This is a genomic window from Modestobacter versicolor (genome assembly GCF_014195485.1).
GTDB classification, from domain to species: Bacteria; Actinomycetota; Actinomycetes; order Mycobacteriales; family Geodermatophilaceae; genus Modestobacter; species Modestobacter versicolor.
On record NZ_JACIBU010000001.1, the window covers coordinates 2,260,959 to 2,281,815 of the forward strand.

16 protein-coding genes are annotated in these 20,857 nt (G+C 75.1%); 11 read left to right on the top strand and 5 right to left on the bottom strand.

Annotated elements, in window-relative coordinates; translation table 11 throughout:
- Positions 1-68: 68 nt before the first annotated feature.
- Complete coding sequence (locus FHX36_RS11085; RefSeq protein WP_110552835.1) at positions 69-1,040, bottom strand: 4-hydroxy-3-methylbut-2-enyl diphosphate reductase; 972 nt, start codon at positions 1,038-1,040, stop codon at positions 69-71.
- Positions 1,041-1,184: 144 nt separating this feature from the next.
- Here FHX36_RS11085 and FHX36_RS11090 point away from each other — a divergent pair, with 144 nt between their 5' ends.
- Genes FHX36_RS11090 through FHX36_RS11105 form a run of 4 tightly spaced genes read left to right on the top strand, consistent with a single transcriptional unit; the run spans position 1,185 to position 4,731 of the window.
- Positions 1,185-2,333: a lipid droplet-associated protein gene (locus FHX36_RS11090; RefSeq protein WP_146251635.1), complete on the top strand. Its 1,149-nt coding sequence runs from the start codon at positions 1,185-1,187 to the stop codon at positions 2,331-2,333.
- Between the two features lie 4 nt (positions 2,334-2,337).
- Positions 2,338-3,180 (top strand): M15 family metallopeptidase, encoded by an 843-nt coding sequence (locus FHX36_RS23935; RefSeq protein WP_220035985.1) that lies wholly within the window; start codon positions 2,338-2,340, stop codon positions 3,178-3,180.
- 36 nt (positions 3,181-3,216) lie between these two features.
- Entirely contained in the window at positions 3,217-4,455 is a 1,239-nt protein-coding gene (gene xseA, locus FHX36_RS11100) for an exodeoxyribonuclease VII large subunit (protein ID WP_110552833.1), read from the top strand.
- 60 nt (positions 4,456-4,515) lie between these two features.
- Positions 4,516-4,731, top strand: coding sequence for an exodeoxyribonuclease VII small subunit (locus FHX36_RS11105; protein WP_110552832.1), 216 nt, complete (start codon positions 4,516-4,518; stop codon positions 4,729-4,731).
- 31 nt (positions 4,732-4,762) lie between these two features.
- On the opposite strand, the gene FHX36_RS11110 is transcribed toward FHX36_RS11105, so the two are convergent.
- The gene (locus tag FHX36_RS11110) at positions 4,763-5,401 is read right to left on the bottom strand and encodes a DUF4245 domain-containing protein (RefSeq protein ID WP_110552831.1); all 639 of its coding nucleotides are present in this window, start codon (positions 5,399-5,401) and stop codon (positions 4,763-4,765) included.
- A 68-nt stretch (positions 5,402-5,469) separates the two neighbouring features.
- On the opposite strand from FHX36_RS11110, the gene glpX reads away from it, so the two are divergent.
- A complete protein-coding gene (gene glpX, locus FHX36_RS11115; protein WP_220035984.1) occupies positions 5,470-6,522 on the top strand; it encodes a class II fructose-bisphosphatase in 1,053 nt (350 codons plus the stop codon).
- Between the two features lie 12 nt (positions 6,523-6,534).
- Here glpX and FHX36_RS11120 read toward each other — a convergent pair whose 3' ends face one another.
- Both FHX36_RS11120 and FHX36_RS11125 read right to left on the bottom strand, forming a co-directional pair.
- The gene (locus tag FHX36_RS11120) at positions 6,535-7,209 is read right to left on the bottom strand and encodes a DUF1707 SHOCT-like domain-containing protein (RefSeq protein WP_110552830.1); all 675 of its coding nucleotides are present in this window, start codon (positions 7,207-7,209) and stop codon (positions 6,535-6,537) included.
- 28 nt (positions 7,210-7,237) lie between these two features.
- Positions 7,238-7,879 carry a hypothetical protein gene (locus FHX36_RS11125; RefSeq protein ID WP_110552829.1) on the bottom strand — a complete coding sequence of 214 codons (642 nt, stop codon included), beginning with the start codon at positions 7,877-7,879 and terminating at the stop codon, positions 7,238-7,240.
- Positions 7,880-8,059: 180 nt separating this feature from the next.
- Here FHX36_RS11125 and FHX36_RS11130 point away from each other — a divergent pair, with 180 nt between their 5' ends.
- Positions 8,060-9,463, top strand: coding sequence for a class II fumarate hydratase (locus FHX36_RS11130; RefSeq protein WP_110552828.1), 1,404 nt, complete (start codon positions 8,060-8,062; stop codon positions 9,461-9,463).
- Positions 9,464-9,781: 318 nt separating this feature from the next.
- The gene (locus FHX36_RS11135; protein ID WP_183513738.1) at positions 9,782-11,083 is read left to right on the top strand and encodes a DegT/DnrJ/EryC1/StrS family aminotransferase; all 1,302 of its coding nucleotides are present in this window, start codon (positions 9,782-9,784) and stop codon (positions 11,081-11,083) included.
- A 38-nt stretch (positions 11,084-11,121) separates the two neighbouring features.
- On the opposite strand, the gene FHX36_RS11140 is transcribed toward FHX36_RS11135, so the two are convergent.
- A complete protein-coding gene (locus FHX36_RS11140) occupies positions 11,122-11,766 on the bottom strand; it encodes a DapH/DapD/GlmU-related protein (RefSeq protein ID WP_183513739.1) in 645 nt (214 codons plus the stop codon).
- Positions 11,767-11,924: 158 nt separating this feature from the next.
- On the opposite strand from FHX36_RS11140, the gene FHX36_RS11145 reads away from it, so the two are divergent.
- The 4 genes from FHX36_RS11145 (at position 11,925) to FHX36_RS11160 (ending at position 20,849) form a co-directional block, all read left to right on the top strand.
- Positions 11,925-14,267 carry an FkbM family methyltransferase gene (locus tag FHX36_RS11145; RefSeq protein ID WP_146251643.1) on the top strand — a complete coding sequence of 781 codons (2,343 nt, stop codon included), beginning with the start codon at positions 11,925-11,927 and terminating at the stop codon, positions 14,265-14,267.
- Entirely contained in the window at positions 14,264-17,395 is a 3,132-nt protein-coding gene (locus FHX36_RS11150; RefSeq protein WP_110553005.1) for a glycosyltransferase, read from the top strand. Before FHX36_RS11145 ends, FHX36_RS11150 begins: the two co-directional genes overlap by 4 nt.
- A complete protein-coding gene (locus FHX36_RS11155) occupies positions 17,395-18,696 on the top strand; it encodes a citrate synthase (RefSeq protein ID WP_110553004.1) in 1,302 nt (433 codons plus the stop codon). Before FHX36_RS11150 ends, FHX36_RS11155 begins: the two co-directional genes overlap by 1 nt.
- Before the next feature lie 266 nt (positions 18,697-18,962).
- Entirely contained in the window at positions 18,963-20,849 is a 1,887-nt protein-coding gene (locus tag FHX36_RS11160; RefSeq protein ID WP_183513740.1) for an NlpC/P60 family protein, read from the top strand.
- The last annotated feature ends 8 nt before the right edge of the window (positions 20,850-20,857 follow it).

A 20,857-nucleotide genomic window follows, 5' to 3' on the forward strand; every position in this document is an offset into this window, starting at 1 on the left:
CGCCTCCGACGCACGAACGGCCCGGCACCCCCAGGGGTGCCGGGCCGTTCGTCGTCCTGCGCTGGTGCCTACTCGGCGTCGACCGTGAGGGCCGTGCGGCGCTGCTTGAGCTCGTGCGGCAGGGCGAAGACCAAGCGCTCCTCGGCGGCCTTGACCGTCTCCACGTCCAGGTAGCCGCGCTCGGCCAGCCAGTCCAGCACGTCGCTGACCAGGATCTCCGGCACCGAGGCGCCGCTGGTGACGCCGACCGTGCCGACGCCCTCGAGCCAGGCCTCGTCGATCTCGGAGGCGAAGTCGACCAGGTGCGAGTCGCGGGCGCCGGCCTCGAGCGCCACCTCGACCAGCCGCACCGAGTTCGAGGAGTTCGTCGAGCCGACCACGATCACCAGGTCGCACTGCCCGGCCATCTGCTTGACGGCCTGCTGGCGGTTCTGGGTGGCGTAGCAGATGTCGTCGCTCGGCGGGCTCTGCAGACCGGGGAACCGGGCCTTCAGCGAGTCGACCGTGGCCAGCGTCTCGTCGACCGACAGCGTCGTCTGGGACAGCCAGACGACCTTCTCCGGGTCGCGGACCTGCACGGTGGCGATGTCCTCGGCGCCGTCGACCAGCTGGGTGTGGGTCGGGGCCTCGCCCATCGTGCCCTCGACCTCCTCGTGCCCGCGGTGGCCGATCAGCAGGATGTCGTAGTCGTCCTTGGCGAAGCGCTTGGCCTCCATGTGGACCTTGCTCACCAGCGGGCAGGTCGCGTCGATGGTGTGCAGCGACCGCGCCTCGGCCTCGGCCTTGACCGCCGGCGACACCCCGTGCGCGCTGAAGACGACGACCGCGCCCTCGGGCACCTCGTCGGTCTCGTCGACGAACACGGCGCCCCGGCGCTCCAGCGTGGCCACGACGTGCTTGTTGTGGACGATCTGCTTGCGGACGTAGACGGGCGCTCCGTGGATCTCCAGCGCCCGCTCGACGGCGATCACCGCCCGGTCGACGCCGGCGCAGTAGCCCCGGGGGTCGGCCAGCAGGACGCGTCCGCGCGGTTCAGCCATGGCACCCATGCTAGGCGGCCCTGCGGCGGTGGACCGGCAGCCGACGGCCCGACCGGGTGGCGCTGGACACGCTGCGGCCCCCGCACGGGCGGCCTCGCGCCCGGTCGGGCTGCCGGTGATCGCTGCGTGCGGCACGCTGGGGGCATGGCTCGAGAGATCCCCGAGGTGGTCCGCGCGGTCGCCGGACTGGCCGCCACCGTGCTGGACGAGGCGCGCAAGCTCCCCGAGACGCTCCCCGGGTTGCCGGTGCGGCTGATCGGTCAGGCGCTGCAGACCTCGCTCCGGCTGCAGCAGCAGTACTCCGGGCTGGTCGCCCGCGGCGACGAGGTGTTCACCGGGCTGCGCGGTGACGACGAGCCGGGGATGGCCACCTTCGACGACGACCTCCCCGCACCGGCCCGCCCGGCCGGCACCCCCGCGCCGCGCAGCTCCGCCTTCGACCGGGTGGCCGACCTGCCGGACGACGCCGTCGACGAGGAGCTGGCCGACGAGCTCGCCGACGACCTCGCCGTCGCCGACCTCCCGCTGGCCGACGCCGACGCGCTGTCGGAGGAGGCGGCCGCCGTCCTCACGCTGAGCGCGGAGGAGGACGGCGACCTCACCCCGACCCAGGTCGCGGACCTCCCGGCCGACCCGCCGGCCGACACGCTCACCGCGGTCGTCGACGAGCTGGCCGACGAGGTCGCCGACGAGGTGGCCGAGGAGATGCCCGACGCCGTCCCGGACGAGGTGCTCGCCGACGTCACCGCCGACGCGGTGGCCGAGCTCGCCGAGGAGGAGGCAGCCGTCGACCAGGCGGTCGCCGAGGAGCTCATCGCCGACGCCGCCGTCGGCGGCACCCCGCCGGCCACCGACGCCGTCCCCACCCTGGACGACGTCACGCCGGACGCGGCCCCCGAGCAGACCGAGCTGGTCGACGACGCCACCCCCGACCTGGCCGCCCTCGAGGACGCCGCCGAGGAGCTGGTGGACCTCGGCGGGCCGGAGGCCGCGGAGAGCGTGACCCCCGGCAGCGACGTCACCGACAGCGCCGCGAGCGACCCCCTCGTCGCGCCGGACGCCCCTGCTGCCGACGACGACGCCCCCGCGGCGCCGGCCGCCGAGGCCGGGCCGACCAGCCCGGTCGAGGGCTACGACTCCTTCAGCATCCCGGCGCTGCGCGGCCGGCTGCGCGGCTACCCGGCCGAGACCGTCGCCGACCTGCTCGACTACGAGCGAGCCACCCGTGCCCGGGCGCCGTACGTGACGCTGCTGCAGAACCGGCTGGAGAAGCTGAGCATCGACCGCGGATGAGCGTGTGACCAACCCTGACGCGCACCGGCCGGTCCGACGGCGGCGCCTCCGGGCGGCGGTGCTGGTGCTGGTGGTGCTGGCCGCCGTCGCCGCCGTGGTCCTGGTGGTCCGGGACACCCGCGGGCCGGGGTCCACGCCGGCGGCCGCACCGACGTCGGCGAGCGCGGCCGCTGCGACGACCTCCCCGCCTGCGCCGACCGCACCGGCCAGCACGGCGCCGCCGCCCGCCCCGCCGCCCGCCCCGGCGACGCCGACGTTCGACCGTGCCGGGCAGTCGATCGACGACCCGAACAGCACCTGGGTCGTGGTCAACAAGGCCCGGCCGCTCGCGCCGATCGACCACGCGCCGGCCGACCTGGTCACCATCGCCGGCGGGTACCAGCTGCGCGCCGAGGCGGCCCGGGCGATGACCGACATGCTCGCGGCGGCAGCGGCCGAGGGCCTGGGCATCACGGTGCAGAGCGCCTACCGCTCCTACGACTACCAGGTGGGCCTGTTCGGCAACCAGGTCGCCCGGTTCGGCCAGACCCAGGCCGAGGTGCAGGTGGCCCGCCCCGGCTTCAGCGAGCACCAGACCGGGCTGGCGGCCGACGTCGGCGGGGGCGGCTGCGACATCGAGAGCTGCTTCGCCACCACCGTCGAGGGCCAGTGGGTGGCCGCCAACGGCCCGCGGTTCGGGTACGTCGTCCGCTACCCCGACGGCCGGCAGGACGTCACCGGCTTCAAGTACGAGCCGTGGCACGTCCGCTACGTCGGCGTCGCGCTGGCCACCGAGCTGCAGCGCACCGGGGTGCCGACGCTCGAGGAGTTCTTCGGGCTGCCGCCCGCGCCGGGCTACACCAGCTGACGGAGGGGCCCGCCGACGCCGTGGCAGGCTCGGGGCGTGACCTCCCCGTCGTCCCCCGAGCAGCCGTGGCCGGTGCGCACCGTCGCCCGCAAGGTCGCCGAGTGGATCGGCCGGCTCGGCGAGGTGTGGGTGGAGGGGCAGGTCGCCCAGCTGTCCCGGCGCGGGAACGCCGCCACCGTCTTCCTCACCCTGCGCGACCCGGCGGCCGACCTCTCCATCCCGGTGACCTGCCCGCGCGACGTCGCCGACCGGCCCGGTCTGGAGCTGGCCGAGGGCGCGCGGGTCATCGTCCGGGCGCGCCCGGACTACTACGTCGCCCGCGGTTCCTTCTCGCTGCGGGCCACCGAGATCCGCGCCGTCGGCCTCGGCGAGCTGCTGGCCCGGATCGAGCGGATCCGCCGCCTGCTGGCCGCCGAGGGGCTCTTCGACGCGGTGCGCAAGCGCCCGCTGCCCTTCGCCCCGGCCGTCGTCGGGGTGATCACCGGCCGGGACAGCGCCGCCGAGCGCGACGTGCTGGTCACCGCCCGCCGGCGCTGGCCGGCCGTGCAGTTCGTGGTGCACAACTGCGCCACCCAGGGGCCGACGGCGGCCGAGTCGGTGATGGCCGGGCTGCGGAAGCTGGACGCCGACCCGACCGTCGAGGTGATCGTCATCGCCCGCGGTGGCGGCTCGGTCGAGGACCTGCTGCCGTTCTCCGACGAGGGGCTGGTGCGCGCGATCGCCGGCACCCGCACGCCCGTGGTCACCGCCGTCGGGCACGAGACGGACACCACGCTGGTCGACCACGTCGCCGACGTCCGGGCGGCCACCCCCACGGACGCCGCGCACCGGATCGTGCCCGAGATCGGTGAGCAGCGGCGGCTGGTCGACGGGCTCCGGGCCCGGGCCCGGCACCTGCTGGGCAGCCGGCTGGAGCAGCAGGAGCGGTGGCTGGAGCAGGTCCGCAGCCGGCCGGTTCTGGCCGACCCGCAGCGGCTGCTGGCCGGGCGGGCCGACGACGTGGCCGGGCTGCGCCGCCGGTCGACCCGCACCCTCACCACCCGGGTCGAGGGCGCCGAGCGGGACCTGGAGCACGCCCGGGCACGGGTGGCCGCGCTGAGCCCGGCGGCGACCCTCGAGCGCGGCTACGCGGTGGTGCAGCGGGCCGACGGTGCCCTGGTCCGCGACCCGGCCGACGTGGGCGACGACGAGCGGCTGCAGGTGCGGGTGGCCGGTGGCCGGCTGCCGGTGCGGGTCGACCGGCAGGATGGGGCCCGTGAGCGGACAGGAACGTGAGCATCGCAGCGAGGAACGAGCGAGGAGCGGAGCGTTCCGCGGAAGCGAACTGAGGACACCGTGAGCACCCCGGAGCCGACCGCCGAGCCCACCCAGACCTACGAGCAGGCCCGCGAGGAGCTCGCCGACGTCGTCCGGAGGTTGGAGGCCGGCGGGCTGACGCTGGAGGAGTCGCTCGCGCTGTGGGAGCGCGGCGAGCAGCTGGCCGAGCTGTGCCAGCACTGGCTGGACCGCGCCCGCGAGCGCCTGGCCGCCGCCGCACCCACCGACGACTGACCCCCCACCCCGGAGATGGCCATCTCCGGGCTCAGGGGGCGTAGGGCTGGAGCGAGCCGGCCAGCGCGTCGAGCTCCGCGTCGGACGCCGAGCCGGTGACGACCAGGGTCGCGGCGCCCTCGCTGCGGGTCAGCAGCGCCTCGCCGCGCTCGGTGGTCAGCCGCTGCCAGCTCTCCCCGCCCACCTGCTCGGTGCCGTCCTCGGTCGTGTCCTCGAGCAGGTCGGTGAGCGCGGTGGCCTCCGGGTCGTCGCTGACCACGTACTGCGCGAACTCCTGCTCGGGGGTCAGCCAGCCGATCTGCAGCGTGACCGGGTCGCCCACCGTGGCCTGCCCGGCGTTGGTGCGCACGCTGGTCGGCCGCCAGTCGTCGGACAGCCCGCGGGGCACGAGCAGCTCGTAGGAGGCCCGCTCGGCCGCCGTCCGCTCGGCGCTGGTGGTGTCGACCTCGCGCACCGGGTCGTCCGGGTTCTGCCGCAGCGCGGCGACGCCCACGACCAGCAGGCAGCCGAGGACCAGCGGCACCAGCGACCGGATCATGTTCGCGGCGGTGAACCGCTGCATCCGGTCCACCGCCGGCGGGGCGGGGACGTCGACGGGTGCGGTGGCCCCGGCCGGGGTGGGACCGGGAGCGCCGCCGGGCTGCTGACCCTGCTGGCCGGATTCGGGCATGCCCCTAGGATCGCAGCACTGCTCCCCCACCCCGCCGACAGCGTCGTCGACGGCCGTCAGGAGGTCCCGTGTCCCTGCCCCTGCCCGACGGACCGCTGCCCGCCAGCCCCTCCCGCGCCGCCCGGGGCGACCGGCCGCCGCCGGACCGGAACCTGGCGCTGGAGCTGGTCCGGGTCACCGAGGCAGCGGCCATGGCCGCCGGCCGCTGGGTCGGCCGCGGCGACAAGAACGGCGGGGACGGCGCCGCGGTCGACGCCATGCGCGCGCTCATCGGCACCGTCAGCATGCGCGGCGTCGTCGTCATCGGGGAGGGCGAGAAGGACGAGGCCCCGATGCTGTTCAACGGCGAGCAGGTCGGCGACGGCACGGGCAACGAGTACGACGTCGCGGTCGACCCGATCGACGGCACGACGCTGATGGCCAAGGGCATGCCGAACGCGGTCGCCGTGATGGCGGTGGCCGACCGGGGCGCGATGTACGACCCGTCCGCGGTGTTCTACATGGACAAGATCGCCACCGGGCCGATCGCCGCCGACGTCATCGACATCACCGCGCCGGTGGCCGAGAACATCCGCCGGGTCGCGAAGGCCAAGCGCGCCTCGGCCGGTGACGTGACCGTCTGCATCCTGGACCGGCCGAGGCACGACACGCTGGTCCGCGAGGTGCGCGAGGCCGGCGCCCGGATCAAGTTCATCACCGACGGCGACGTCGCCGGCGCGATCGCCGCGGCACGCGAGGGCACCGGCGTCGACCTGCTGATGGGCATCGGCGGCACCCCGGAGGGGATCATCACCGCCTGCGCGCTGAAGTGCATGGGCGGGGCGCTGCAGGGCCGGTTGTGGCCCAAGGACGACGCCGAGCGGCAGAAGGCGCTGGACGCCGGCCACGACCTGGACCGGGTGCTCGACATCGACGACCTGGTCCGCGGCGACGTCTTCTTCGTCGCCACCGGGATCACCGACGGCGAGCTGCTGCGCGGCGTCCAGTACCGGGCCGGCGGCGCCACGACGCAGTCCCTGGTGATGCGCTCGCGGTCGGGCACCATCCGGTCGATCGAGAGCCTGCACTCGCTGGCGAAGCTCAACGCCTACTCCGCCGTCCCCTTCGGCGACGACGAGTAGGAGCCGGACCGGTCAGAGCCGGGGCGGCGGGGGCGGCGGACGGCGGTCGGCCAGCCGGTCGAGCACCGCCCGCCACCGGCTCGGCGACTCCCCCGGCGCCAGGCTGCGCAGCCTGAGGTCGCCGAACAGCGTCCGGGCCCGGACGACGACCCGCGGCGTGCCCGCCAGCCGCGGCACCGCCGCCAGCTCGGTCTTCCGGTCGCCGAACACCGTCCAGCCGGCGATCTCGGCGGCGACGCCCTCGCTGACGATCACCTCGACGTCGCCGAAGACGGTGCCCAGCTCCAGCTCGACGACCTCGGCCGAGGTCCGCATGCCGCGCAGGTCGATGCGCACGTCGCCGAAGACGGTGCTGGCCCGTTCCGGGACCGAGGTGGTGGCGGCGACCTTGATGTCGCCGAACACGCTGACGACCGCCGCCGGGGTCCGCTCGCCGACCAGCTCCCCCACCGCGGGCGAGGCCGAGGCCGGCGCGGGCAGGTCGGCCAGCAGCGCGTCCAGCTCCGCGGTCGTCGCCGCCGCGTAGGCGGCCCCGGCCCGCTGACCGAACTCGTCGAGGTCGATCCGGCCCTCGCCGACGGCGGCCTGCAGCCGGGTGACGGTGGCCTCCCGCTCGGCGTCGCCGGCGCGGACGGCGGGGCTGTCTCGAGGGTCGGGCTGCTGCCCGGGCACCGGCTCCTGGGTCATGCGGCGACCCTAGCCAGGGCCGGCCGGGTCAGTCGCCGGACGAGCCCTCGGTGTCGGAGAAGACGTCGACGCAGAACGACCACTGCCCGCCCTCGCGGCGCCCGGCGCAGGTGTCGCCGTAGGCCTCGTAGTCCGAGTCCAGCGGGGAGTCGACGAACAGGTCGTCGCAGGCGCTCATCAGCCCGTCGTGGCACTCCTGCGCCAGCCGGTCCAGCGCCGGGTCGTCGCCCAGGCCGGTGGGCTCCTGGGTGGCTGCCGGCGCCGGCACCACGTCCTGCCCCTCGCCGTCGACGACGACGAGGATGCCGACCACCAGCGCGACGAGCGCGAGCGCGCCACCGAGGAACCACAGCAGCACCGTCCGGTCGCCCCGCGACGGCGCGGCGGGAGGGGGCGGGTACGAGCCGTACTGCGGGGCGCCGTACTGGGGTTGCCCGTACTGCGGAGCGCCGTACTGGGGCTGCCCGTACTGGGGCTGCCCGTACTGGGGCTGCCCGTACTGGGGCTGCCCGTACTGGGGCTGCCCGTACTGGGGCTGCCCGTACTGCGGAACGCCGTACGAGGGCTGCGCGTCCTGCGGCGTGCCGTAGCCGAAGGCGCCGTCCTGCGGCTGGCCCTGCTGCCACTGCGGGCGCTCCCACGGGGGCAGGGGTCCGGGCGGCTGGGACATCGGTGCTCCTGAGCGGTCGGGCCCGGCTCCCCCGCGGGCCGGTGGTCGGGCGCAGCGTAGGTCGCGCCGGCCGCTCGGCCCGGGCGGCTCCGGCAGAGGCCCCCCGGACCTCACCCCTGCGGGTGTCTAGGGTCGCTGCAGCAGCACCAGTCCCATCACCACCACACCCGGGAGCGCAGCGTGGCCACCGACACCGACGGCGCGGATTTCCGCATCGAGCACGACTCCATGGGCGAGGTGCGTGTCCCGTCCTGGGCCAAGTGGCGGGCCCAGACCCAGCGCGCCGTGGAGAACTTCCCGATCTCGGGCACCCCGATCGAGCGGGAGCTGATCGGCGCGCTGGCCGCCATCAAGGGCGCCGCCGCCGGTGTCAACGCCTCCCTCGGGGTGCTGCCGCAGGACGTCGCCGACGCCGTCACCGAAGCCGCTGCCGCCGTCGCGCAGGGCAACTGGGACGAGCACTTCCCGATCGACGTCTTCCAGACCGGCTCGGGCACGTCGAGCAACATGAACACCAACGAGGTCATCGCCACCCTGGCCACCGAGGCGCTGGGCAGCCCGGTGCACCCGAACGACCACGTCAACGCCTCGCAGTCCTCGAACGACGTCTTCCCCTCCGCCATCCACGTGGCCGCGACGGGTGCGATCGTCCGCGAGCTGGTGCCGGCGCTGGAGCACCTGGCCACCTCCCTGGAGCGCAAGGCCGACGAGTTCGCCGAGGTCGTCAAGAGCGGCCGCACCCACCTGATGGACGCCACCCCGGTCACCCTCGGCCAGGAGTTCGGCGGCTACGCGGCGGCGGTCCGCTACGGCATCGAGCGGCTGCGGTCCTCGCTCCCCCGGATCGGCGAGCTGCCGCTGGGCGGCACCGCGGTCGGCACCGGCATCAACACCCCGCCCGGCTTCGCCGCGGCGATCATCGACAAGCTCGCCGCCGACCTGGACCTGCCGCTGTCCGAGGCGCGCGACCACTTCGAGGCGCAGAGCTCCCGCGACGCGCTCGTCGAGGGCTCCGGCCAGCTCAAGACAATCGCCGTCGGGCTGATCAAGATCGCCAACGACCTGCGCTGGATGGGCTCGGGCCCGCGCACCGGGCTGGGCGAGATCGCCCTCCCCGACCTGCAGCCGGGCAGCTCGATCATGCCGGGCAAGGTGAACCCGGTCATCCCCGAGGCCGTCATCCAGGTCGGCGCCCAGGTGATCGGCAACGACGCCGCGGTCACCTACGCCGGCACCACGGGTGTCTTCGAGCTCAACGTGACGCTGCCGCTGATGGCCCGCAACGTGCTGGAGTCGATCCGGCTGCTGGCCAACGTCTCCCGGCTGCTGGCCGACCGCTGCGTCGACGGCATCACCGCCAACGTCGAGCAGTGCCGCACCTACGCCGAGTCCTCCCCCTCGATCGTCACGCCGCTGAACAAGTACATCGGCTACGAGGAGGCGGCGAAGGTGGCCAAGCAGTCGCTGGCCGAGCAGAAGACCATCCGCCAGGTGGTCGTGGAGCGCGGCTACGTGGAGCAGGGGAAGCTCACCGAGGAGCAGCTGGACGCCGCCCTCGACGTGCTCTCGATGACCCACCCCTGAACCACCCCTGACGCACCCCACCTGACCCCGGCCGCCCCCGCGTGGGGCGGCTGGGGTCCGTGGGGCCCACCGGGCCAGGCCTGACGGCTGGGACCCCGGGCGCCCGCCGGCGACGGCGCGTCGCCGGAACCGGGGCGCGCGCGGCGGAGAGGATCCCTCCCGTCCGGAGTGGCCGGGCAGGGCCCGCCCGGGCTCCTGCGACCGGCCCGCGTGGTCGGCGTGCGCTCGGCGCACCCGACCCCGGCACGCCGCCGGGACCGTCGGCGGCGTCCCGGGGTCCGCCCGGGCGGACCCCGTCAGGAGTGAGGAGCGCACAGGGTGATCGCGCACGAGCTGATCCGCTTCCAGTCGCCCGCGCTGCCCAGCCTGCGCGAGGTCGAGCCCTGGTTCGCCGAGGCCGAGCGGCTGCGCTGGTTCTCCAACGGCGGCCCGTGCGTGGCCCGGCTGGAGCGCGCCTGCGCCGACCGCCTGGGCCTCCGGCACCCCGGGGTCGCGGTGAACAACGCGACGTCCGGCCTGATGGTGGCGCTGCGCGCGTGCCTCGGCACCCCGGAGGGTGAGCGCCGCCTGGTCGCCGTGCCCTCGTTCACCTTCCTCGCCAGCGTCAACGCGGTCGTCTGGGCCGGCTTCGAGCCGGTGTTCGTCGACATCGACCCCGCTGACTGGCTGCCCTCCGAGGCCTCGCTGGCCGAGCTCCAGGACCGCCGCGGCCAGCTGGCCGGGGTCCTGCAGTGCTCCACGTTCGGCACCGCTCCCAGCGCGGCCCGCCGGGCCTCGCTGGCCGCCGCGACGCTGGCCCTCGACGTGCCGGTCGTCGTCGACTCGGCGGCCGGCTTCGGTGCCGTCGACGAGGACGGCCGACCGCTCGGCGACCAGGGCGACGTGGAGGTCTTCAGCTTCCACGCGACCAAGCCCTTCGCGATCGGCGAGGGCGGCCTGGTCACCTCACGGTCCAGCGCCGTCCTGGACGCCGTCGCCGAGCTGATCAACTTCGGCTTCGACCAGACCCGCACCGTCACCGGGCACCTGGGGATCAACGGCAAGATGCCCGAGCTGTCGGCCGCGATGGGCCTGGCCGTGCTCGACGGCTTCGACCAGGTCCTCGCCCACCGGCGCGCCGCTGCTGCCTGGCTCCGGGAGGAGCTCGAGCCGGTCGGCGCCGCGTTCCAGGCGGGTTCTGCCGGTTCGACCTTCCAGTTCGTCCCGGTCGCCCTCCCCACGCCCGCGGCGCGCCAGCTGCTGCTGCAGAAGGCCCACGACGCGCGGGTCGAGGTGCGGTCCTACTTCGACCCGCCGATGCACCTGGTCCCGGCGCTCGCCGGCCACCCCACCGCGGGCGGCCTGCCGGTGACCGAGTCGCTGGCCCAGCGGATCACGGGCCTGCCGATGGCCAACGACCTCAGCGGGGCCTCCCTGGAGCGGATCCGGGACCTGGTGCTCAGTGTCACCACGACGGCGCCGCGGGCGGCCGGTCGCCGCGCTGCGCCGGAGCCGGCCACCCCGGACGCCGCCGCGGGGGCCGTGACCGTCGTCCCCCGGCCGCGGGACCCGGGCCGGGCGACGGGCGCCGTGGACCGCGCCGGAGCCGGCCCGGTGGCCGCTCCCCGACCGGTGCCGTGAGCCGAGCGCCGCTGGACGGCGTCAGCGCGGAGAGCTGCTCAGCCCCGGCCCAGCGGGCGGGCCGGGTTCCCGGCGACCGTGGTCCCCGGTGCGACGTCGTGCACGACCACCGCACCTGCGCCCACGACGGCGCCGCGACCGATCCGGCGTCCGGGCAGGACGACCGCGCCGACCCCGAGGAACGCGTCGTCCTCGACCACCACCGCGCCCGCCAGCAGCACCCCGGGGCTCAGCGTGACGCGGTCACCGAGCCACCCGTCGTGGCTCACCTGGCAGCCGGTGTTGAGGTGGCAGTGCCGGCCGAGCGTCACGTTGGTGCTGACGTGGCTGCGCGGGAAGACGACCAGGCCCGGGGAGTCCCGCAGCACGTCGGGGACGGTGCTCAGCGGGCTCACCGCGCGGCCCGGCAGCAGCCCCCGTTCCTCGGCCATCGTCACGAACCGCCGCCGCAGCCCAGGGTCACCGACGGCCGGCAGGTAGTGCGTGGCGTCCGCCGGGAGGGCGTCGGCCACCTCGTAGCCGCGCTCCCGGACCAGGGCCGTCGCCGCGGCGGTGGTCACGCCGGGCTCGGCGAAGACGGTGGTCCGACCCGGCGCCTGCCCGTCGGGGAGGGACTCCAGGACGTCGAGCACCTCGCGCGCGTGCCCGCCGGCACCCATCACGACCAGTCGCTGCACTGCCACCCCACGGTCGTCCGATCGTCGCCCACCCTGCCGAGAGGGTATGGGCACACCGTGGCCGGTCCTCCCCCCGCCCGGGAGCACTCCCCGTGGCCGTGGCCGACCGACCACCACCACCGACCCGGCTGCACCGGCCGCGCGACGAGGAAGAAGCCCTGCTCGTGACAGATCCCCTGGTCAGCGTCCTGCTGCCGACGTACGACGGTGCGCGGTTCCTGCGCGCGGCGCTGCGGTCGGCGCTGGGGCAGTCCCACCGCGACATCGAGGTGCTGGTCGGTGACGACGGGTCGACCGACGGCACCGCGCAGCTGCTGGCCGCGGTCGCCGCCGAGGACCCGCGGGTGCGGGTGCTGCGGTCCGACCCCGCCGTCGGCCCGCGGGAGGGCTCCCGCCGGCTGCTGGCCCAGGCGCGGGGGGAGCACGTCACGTACCTGCTGCCCGACGACGTGCTGGCCACCGACTGCGTGCGGGACCTGGTCCGCGGCCTGCAGCAGCACCCCGACGCCACGATGGCCTTCTCCCACCGGGTGCTCGTCGACGAGCACGGCAAGCCCGTGCCCGGCCACGAGTTCCCCCAGCTGCGCGACCGACCCGGGCTCGTCGACGGCCGGGAGCTGGGCGACCACGTGCTGGTCAGCTGCGACAACGTGATCGGCGAGTCGACCGCGGTGCTGTTCCGCCGCGCGGACGTCGCACCGGATGACCTGGGGCTGGTCGACGGGCGCCCCGTCGACGTCCTCGACGACGTCCAGTTGTGGCTGCAGCTGCTCGCCCGGGGCCCGGCGTTCTACAGCCCGCGCCCGCTGAGCCGCTCGCGCCAGCACCGCGGGCAGGACCCCCACGGCCCCCGGGACCTCGGCCGGGCCGAACGGGACTGGTCCCGGCTGGTCGACTGGGGCGCCCGCCACGGGTTCCTCGCCGGCGAGGGGCAGCACCGGCGGGCCCAGGCCACCGCGCTGCTGCAGGCGGCCCGCCGCCTCGACCAGCTGATCGGCACCGCGGAGCACGGTGCGGCGCTCGAGGCGGCGTTCCTGTCCACGGCCGCCCTCGTGGAGCTGACCCGGCCGGCGCCGGCGAGCCCGTCCGCCGGGCTGCCGGAGCGGGCCCACGGCGCGCTCGCCGAGGAGCGGCTCGCCCAGGAGCTCGACGTGTGGACCCGGGAGTACCCGGTGGCCCTGGCCGTGCCCGCGCTCGAGCCGGCCGAGGTCGACGCGACCGTGCAGGCGTTCCGCGAGATCCTGGCCGCCGGGGTCGCCCGGCTGGCCGTGGTGGCCGTCCCGCCGGCCGACCTGGAGCGGGCCGTCCCGCTGCTGGAGACGGCCCTGGCTGCCGGACCGGACATCGACGTGGAGCTGGTGCCCGCCGAGGACCCGGCGATGCTGTTCGCGGACCCCTGGCTGGCGGTGGCACGCCGCGGGGACCACTGGCACGAGGGGCGTGCGCTGGCGACGTGGGCGTTCGACCTCGGCGACGAGGCCACCCCCGCCCCGGCCACTCCCGCCCCGGCGGCTCCGGAGCCGCCCGCCCTGACCCGCCTCCGTCTCCCGGAGTGCCGGGAGGTGCTCGCCGGGGTGCAGGAGCAGATCGGTGACCCCAGCGCCCGGTGGGCCGCCCTCGTCGAGGCGGAGTTCGAGCGGTCGGGGAGCCGGACCGGCCTGGTGTCCCGGCTGGACCAGACCTTCATCAACGACTTCGAGCGGCACCGAGCCGCCGTCCCCGCCGAGCGGCCGTACTTCACCGGCACCCTCGCCAGGGGCATCCAGTACCTGGGCGATGCCCGCGACTGGCCGTCGGCCCTGCACGCGGTCGACCCGGGGTGCAACAGCATCCTCATCGACGCGCTCCTCCAGGAGCTCTCCCGGCGTCCGGGGAACGTCGTCGACGTCGGCACCAACATCGGCGTGGTCGCGGCCAGCATGGCCGCGCACCTGGCGCCGACCTGGCAGGTCTTCGGCTTCGAACCGTCACCGGAGACCCTGCGGCTGGCCGCGTCGACGGTCGCGCTCAACGACGCGGCCAACGTGACCCTCTTCAACGCCGCGGCGAGCGACAGCGACGGGGTGCTCCTCTTCCACGCGACGCCGGGCAACAGCGCCATCGCCTCCGCGCGACGGCACGCCTTCGGCCTGCTCAACGAGTGGCAGCAGGTCACCGTGCCGGCCGTCCGGCTGGACACCCTGCACGCGGCCGGCGAGCTCCCCGACGTCTCCCTCGTCAAGATCGACGTCGAGGGCCACGAGCCGAGCGTGCTCCGCGGCGCCCTGGAGTTCATCGCCGCGGCCCGACCCACGGTGGTCTACGAGTACACGCCGGCGGCCGCCGCCGACCACGGCTGGACGCAGGAGGAGTCGATCGCGCTGCTGAGCGGCGCCGGCGACTTCGAGTTCACCGCGCTCAGCGAGAGCGACGGCCGCGTCCTGCCGTTCCCGCTGCCCGCCGGCCACCACGGTCAGGTCAACGTCTTCGCCCGCCCCGTCCCCTCGAAAGGCGACCCCCGAGCATGACCGATCCCCGAGTGAGCGTGCTGCTGGTCACCGACGACCACGAGCGGGTCGTCGAACGGGCCCTCACCTCGATCGAGAGCCAGGTGCTCGACGAGGCCGTCGAGGTGGTCGTCGCCGACGACCACTCCGGCGACCGGACGCCGGCGGTCGTCGCGGCGTGGTCGGAGCGGGTGGAGCTGGAGGTGCGCGTCCTCGGCGGCGAGGTGCGTCTCGGCGCCCCCCTGAACCGCCACCGCGGGATCGCCGCCTGCCGGGGTCGGTACGTCGCCGTGCTCGAGGGGCACGACGAGTGGTCCTCTGCCGACGAGCTCCGGCTGCAGGTGCGCCTCCTGGACGAGCACCCGGAGCTGTCCATGGCCGCCGTCCGCACCGGTGCTCCGGCACCCGCCGGCGGCAGCCACGTCGAGCTGACCCGCGCGGACCTGCTGGCCGCCGGGGAGCGCGCGCTGGGCCCCGCCGTCTACCGGGCCGAGCTGCTCGAGCGGCTGGACCCTGCGGTCTTCGAGACCGCGGACCACCGCCGGCTGGTCGACGAGGCGATGGCCGAGCACGGGAACGTGGGCGTGCTCCTGCCGCCCGGCGCCCGGACCGGCGTGCCGACCCGGCACGACCACGCTGCGCAGGACGGGGCGCCCTCGGGTCGGCGCCGGGGGGTCGTCGTCATCGACGACCACTTCCCGACGAAGGGGACCGGCTTCCGCATCGCGGAGTACGACTGGATGCTGCGCCACGGCGTCGTCAGCGAGGTGATGACGACGGCCCAGCCGCTCGAGCCGCTCGTCGCCGAGTACGCGCTCCTCCACCCGGAGACGTCGCGGCAGATCTCGGCGTACGACCCGCGCCGGCTCGCCGGCTTCGAGTGCGCCTCGGTGATGTTCCTGAACAACGCGGCACGCTTCCTGGCCGACCTGGAGCGCAACGAGCTCCCGTTCGTCCTGACCCTGTACCCGGGGGGCGGCCTCAACCTCGGCGAGCCCGTGACGGAGCGGAAGCTGCGGCGGGTGCTCGCCTCTCCGCAGCTCCAGCACGTGATCACGACCCAGCCGCTGGTCACCGAGCTCGTGCGCACCACGGGCGGCGGAGCCGTGCCGGTCACCGAGGTGCTCGGCGTCACCGTCAACCCGAGCTACCTCACCCCCGGCCCAGGCCTGCGCACCGACTACTTCGGCAGCGGCAAGGAGCACCTGGACGTCTGCTTCGTGGCGCACCGCTACACCGCCGACGGCTCCGACAAGGGCTGGCCGGTGTTCCTGCAGTCGCTGAGCCTGCTCCGCGAGACCGGCGTCCCCGTCCGCGGCCACGTCGTCGGCGGGTTCGGCCGGGCCGACGTCGGCGCCGAGTTCGCGGACCTCGACCTGACGTTCGCGCCGGTGCTGAGCACACCGCAGCTGCGCGAGTTCTACCTGGGCATGGACGTCATCGTCTCCCCGACGGCCCCCGGTCGGCTCGCCCCCGGCAGCTTCGACGGGTTCCCCACCGGGTCGTGCGTGGAGGCAGCGCTCTGCGGCGTGGCCCTGGTCGCCACCGACCCCATGGACCAGAACCGCCTCTACACCGACGGCCAGGACATCCACATGCCGCGGGCGGACGCCACCGACGTGGTGCAGCGGGTCCTGGCCATGCTCGGTGAGCCCGACGGCGTGCGCCGCGTCGGGCAGGCCGGCCTGCGGACGACGCGCCGGGCGTACGGCGTCGACGCGCAGCTGTCGAGCCGGCGGGCCGTCATCGAGGCCACGCGGGCGGCCGTGGCGGACCGACGCGACCGGGCACCCGCCCCGGCCCGCGAGCCCTTGGTCAGCATCCTGGTCCCGACCTACAACGGCGAGCGGTTCATCCGCGCTGCGCTGCGGTCCGCGCTCACCCAGAGCCACCGGACGATCGAGGTGCTCGTCGGCGACGACGGCTCGACCGACAGCACCCCGGAGATCCTCGCCTCCGTCGCCGCGTCCGACCCCCGGGTCCGGGTCATCCGGCACGAGACCAACGTCGGCGCCCTGGAGAACCCCCGGCGCCTGCTCGCCGAGGCGCGGGGCGAGTACGTCAAGTACCTGATGCACGACGACGTGCTCGCGACCGACTGCGTCCGCGTCCTCGTCCGGGGGATGCAGTCCTCGCCCGAGGTCGCGATGGCCTTCTCCCACCGTGCCCTCATCGACCAGGACGGACGCCGGGTGGCCGGTCACGAGTTCCCCAAGCTGCAGGACCGGCCGATGATCCTGGACGCCCGGAAGCTGGGCAGCCACGTGCTCCGCACGTGCACCAACGTCATCGGGGAGCCGACCACGGTCCTCTTCCGCCGGGACGACGTCCGGCCCGAGGACCTGTGGATGGTCGACGGACGCACCGTCGACGTGCTCAACGACGTCCAGCTGTGGCTCGGCCTGCTGGCGGTGGGCTCGGCCTGGTACACGCCGGAGACGCTCAGCCGCTTCCGTTGGCACCCGGGCCAGAACTCGCACAACCCCCGGTACGTCGGCCGTGCGGAGCGCGACTGGTCGCGGCTGGTCGACTGGGGGGCCCGGAACGGCTTCCTCCGTGAGGACGGCGAGGAGCACCGGGCGCAGGCGCGCGCGCTGTTGACCGCCGCCAACCGCGTGGCCCAGCTCGTCGACACCCCCGACTACGGGGCCGCCCTGGAGGCCGTCCACCTCTCCATCGCCCGGCTGACCGAGCTCGCCACCACGTCCCCGCCCGACCCCACCCGGCAGCTCACCGAGCGCGCCCACGCCCGGCCCGTCCTCGACCGGTTCACGCAGGAGCTCGACGTGTGGACCCGGGTCCACCCCTTCGCCCTGGCCTTCCCGGCGCTGGAGGAGGCGGAGGTCGCGGCCACCGTCCAGGCGCTCCGGGAGATCCGCCAGGCGCAGGTCGCGGAACGGCTGCTGATCGCGGTCCGCAGCGACCAGGTGGAGCGGGCCACGCTGCTGGTCGAGCGGGCGCTGGCCCAGGGCCCGGACGTGGACCTGGAGCTGGTGCCGACCGACGGACCGCCCGCGACGCTGCTGCGCGGACCGTGGCTGGCCGTCGTCCGGCGCGGTGCCCGCTGGCACCAGGACCACGCCCAGGCGACATGGACGGTCGAGCCGACGCGCAGATCCGTGGCCGAACGCAGTAGCGTGCTGAGCTGATGAGCGAGACAGCGAGCACCCCAGACGTGGCCCTGCGCTGGCCGGGCGGCGAACTGCCGCTGCGGGTCATCCCCTCGACCGAGGGGTCCCAGGGCATCGACACCAGCAAACTGCTGGCCACCACCGGTCAGGTGGCCCTGGACATCGGGTTCGTCAACACCGCGTCCTGCACCTCGGCGATCACCTACATCGACGGCGACCAGGGCATCCTGCGCTACCGCGGGTACCCGATCGACCAGCTGGCCGGCAAGGCCAGCTTCCTCGAGGTCTCCTACCTGCTGATCCACGGCGAGCTGCCCACCGCCGACCAGCTGGCCGCCTTCGACCAGGGGATCCGTCGGCACACGCTGCTGCACGAGGACCTGAAGCAGTTCTTCAAGGGCTTCCCGAGCGACGCGCACCCCATGCCGGTGCTCTCCTCGGCGGTCAGCGCCCTGTCGACCTTCTACCAGGACTCGCTGGACCCCTTCGACCAGCGCCAGGTGGAGATCTCCACGCTGCGGCTGCTGGCGAAGCTCCCCACGATCGCGGCCTACGCCTACAAGAAGTCCGTCGGCCAGCCGTTCCTCTACCCGGACAACTCGCTGGGCCTGGTGGAGAACTTCCTCCGGATGACCTTCGGGTTCCCGGCCGAGCCGTACGAGGCCGACCCGGAGCTGGTCAAGGCGCTGGACATGCTCTTCGTCCTGCACGCCGACCACGAGCAGAACTGCTCCACCTCCACGGTGCGGCTGGTCGGCTCCTCGCACGCCAACCTGTTCGCCTCGGTGTCCGCCGGCATCAACGCGCTGTTCGGCCCGCTGCACGGCGGGGCGAACCAGTCGGTGCTGGAGATGCTCGAGGCGATCAAGCGCGACGGCGGCGACATCGACCGCTTCGTGGCCCGGGTCAAGGACAAGGAGCCCGGCGTCAAGCTGATGGGCTTCGGCCACCGGGTCTACAAGAACTACGACCCGCGCGCCGCGCTGGTGAAGAGCACGGCCGACACGGTGCTCAACAAGCTCGGCGGCAACAACGAGCTGCTGGACCTGGCCCGCCGGCTGGAGGAGATCGCCCTCTCCGACGACTACTTCATCCAGCGCAAGCTCTACCCGAACGTCGACTTCTACACCGGGCTCATCTACCGGGCGATGGGCTTCCCGACCAAGATGTTCACGGTCCTGTTCGCCCTCGGCCGGCTCCCCGGCTGGATCGCGCAGTGGCGCGAGATGATCGAGGACCCGGCCACCAAGATCGGCCGCCCGCGGCAGGTCTACACCGGCGAGACCGAGCGCGCGTTCGTGGAGCTCGACCAGCGCTAGACGAAGGACCCCGCTGCCCCCCACCGCTCGCGAGCTCGCGGCGGGCCCCTGCAGCGGGGCCGTTCCAGCAAGTCACGAGGCCCCGCCGTCCACCCGGACGGCGGGGCCTCGTCGTGTCCGCACCCGCCTCCCCCCGATGGGGTGAGGCACACCCCCCGAACCGGTGACGGACCTACACCGGCCCCCCGGGCACGTCGATGGGATCAGGACACCGGCCGCCACCAGGCGTCCGGACCGATCCGAGCGACGAGCCAGGGGGGACCACGGTGCCGGCACCACGCGCGCAGAGCACTGCGCCCCGGCCCCGTCCCCGCACCCGGACCGGTGCGACGCCGCCGGCCCGTCGTCCCGCGGCCGGCCGCAGCACGTCCACCGCGCGCCCCCGCCCACCGGCGAACGGCCGCCGTCCGGCGCCCCGGAAGGGCCGCCCGGCCCCGCGCACCCGCACGCCCGGCGTCCTCCGGCACTGGGGACGGCGGCTCGCCGTCCTGGGCAGCTCGACGCTGGCGATCATCACCGTGCTGGCCGCCTTCGCGCAGCCGCCGACGGAGGCCGGCCAGGTCCCGCAGCCGACCGATGCCACCGGCCAGGCGCAGACCACCGCCGCCACGCTGGCCGCCGCCACCACCCGCTACCGCGCCGCGCTCGCCGAGGCGACCGCCTTCCAGACCCAGGCGCAGCAGGCGCGGGACGCCGGGGCCACCGCGGTCGCCGCGGTGAGCGCCGACCGGGCCACCGTCGGCGCCTACGCCGACGCCGCCTACCGGCGCACCGCCGACGAGCGCTGGCCGCTGGCCCAGCTCTCCGTCCGCTCCCCCGGCTCGACCACCGACGTGCTGCACGCCCAGGGCCTCGCCGAGCAGCTGACCCGGGCGCAGGACGCCCAGGTGGCTCGCACCGCCACGGCCGCGGTCCGGGCCGCGCAGTTCACCGACGCCGCCCGGGACGCCGAGTCCGCGGCCGCCGCAGCGCGCGCCGAGGCCGCCGCCGTCCTGGTGGAGGTGCGCGGCCTGGTCGCGACCCTCGACCCGACGGTCAGCGCCCAGTGGGCCGCCCTGGGCACCAGCCCGACCGCGACGGCCCAGCAGGAGCGCAACAGCGCGGCGCTGGCCGACTGGCAGGGCTACCTCGGCCTGCTCTCCGCCGCCGGCATCACCCCGCCGCCCGCGGCCGCGCTGCTGGACGCCGGCGCGCTCCCCGAGGGCCTGGCCCCGCTGCGCGACGGCACCGGCACGCCGATCGCCGGCGTGGCCACCGCCTTCGCCGGCGGGCGGCTGCTCACCGTGCTCCCCGCCGAGACCGTCGCCGCGGTCAGCGCCGCCTTCTCCCAGCTGGGCAAGCCCTACCTGGTCGACCGGGACGGCCCTGACGGCTACAGCTGCGCCGGGCTGACCTCGACCGTCTGGACCCAGGCCGGCATCGGCCTGACCAGCGACCTGGCCCAGCAGTGGGCGCAGGGGACCCCGGTCCCGGTCGGCCAGCTGCAGGTGGGCGACCTGGTGTTCAGCACCGACCCGCGCACCGGCCTGGACGACGTCGGCCTCTACCTCGGCGGCAGCAGCGTGCTGTCCGCGTCGGCCGACCGCTGGCAGGTCGCCGTCCGCGACGTGGTCGACCTGAGCGCCGCCGTCCGGGTCACCGTGCCCCCGGCGTCACCGGCCGCTCCCCCGGCCGCCGCCACCGGCGTGCCGCCGACCTGCAGCGCCCCGCTCCCCGCGCCCGGCACCACCGCCGGCCCGGTCAGCGGCGCCTGGGGCGGCTGGTCCAACGGCCAGATCCCCCGCGAGGAGCTGTGCTCCATCGGCGGCGGCCACCGGCTGCGCTGCGACGCCGCCGCGGCCTACAACGCGATGTCGGCGGCGTACGCGGCCGCCTTCGGGACCCCGCTGTGCATCACCGACTCCTACCGCTCGCTGAGCGCGCAGGTCGACGCGCACCACCGCAAGCCTAGGATCACCGCCGTCCCCGGGACGTCGAACCACGGCTGGGCGCTGGCGGTCGACCTGTGCGGCGGGGTGAACGTGTTCGGCACCGCGCAGACCGCGTGGATGCAGGGCCACGCCGGCGACTACGGCTGGGTGCACCCGGACTGGGCGCAGGCCGACGGGCAGAACCCCGAGCCGTGGCACTGGGAGTACGGCAGCCTCACCTGAGGCAGGCG

Bases quoted from the DNA above. Each gene is read 5' to 3' on its own strand.
- FHX36_RS11150 (WP_110553005.1), top strand. From the start codon at position 14,264: ATGACCGATCCCCGAGTGAGCGTGCTGCTGGTCACCGACGACCACGAG.
- FHX36_RS11120 (WP_110552830.1), bottom strand. From the start codon at position 7,209: ATGACCCAGGAGCCGGTGCCCGGGCAGCAGCCCGACCCTCGAGACAGC.
- FHX36_RS11090 (WP_146251635.1), top strand. From the start codon at position 1,185: ATGGCTCGAGAGATCCCCGAGGTGGTCCGCGCGGTCGCCGGACTGGCC.
- FHX36_RS11085 (WP_110552835.1), bottom strand. From the start codon at position 1,040: ATGGCTGAACCGCGCGGACGCGTCCTGCTGGCCGACCCCCGGGGCTAC.
- FHX36_RS11110 (WP_110552831.1), bottom strand. From the start codon at position 5,401: ATGCCCGAATCCGGCCAGCAGGGTCAGCAGCCCGGCGGCGCTCCCGGT.
- FHX36_RS11125 (WP_110552829.1), bottom strand. From the start codon at position 7,879: ATGTCCCAGCCGCCCGGACCCCTGCCCCCGTGGGAGCGCCCGCAGTGG.
- FHX36_RS11155 (WP_110553004.1), top strand. From the start codon at position 17,395: ATGAGCGAGACAGCGAGCACCCCAGACGTGGCCCTGCGCTGGCCGGGC.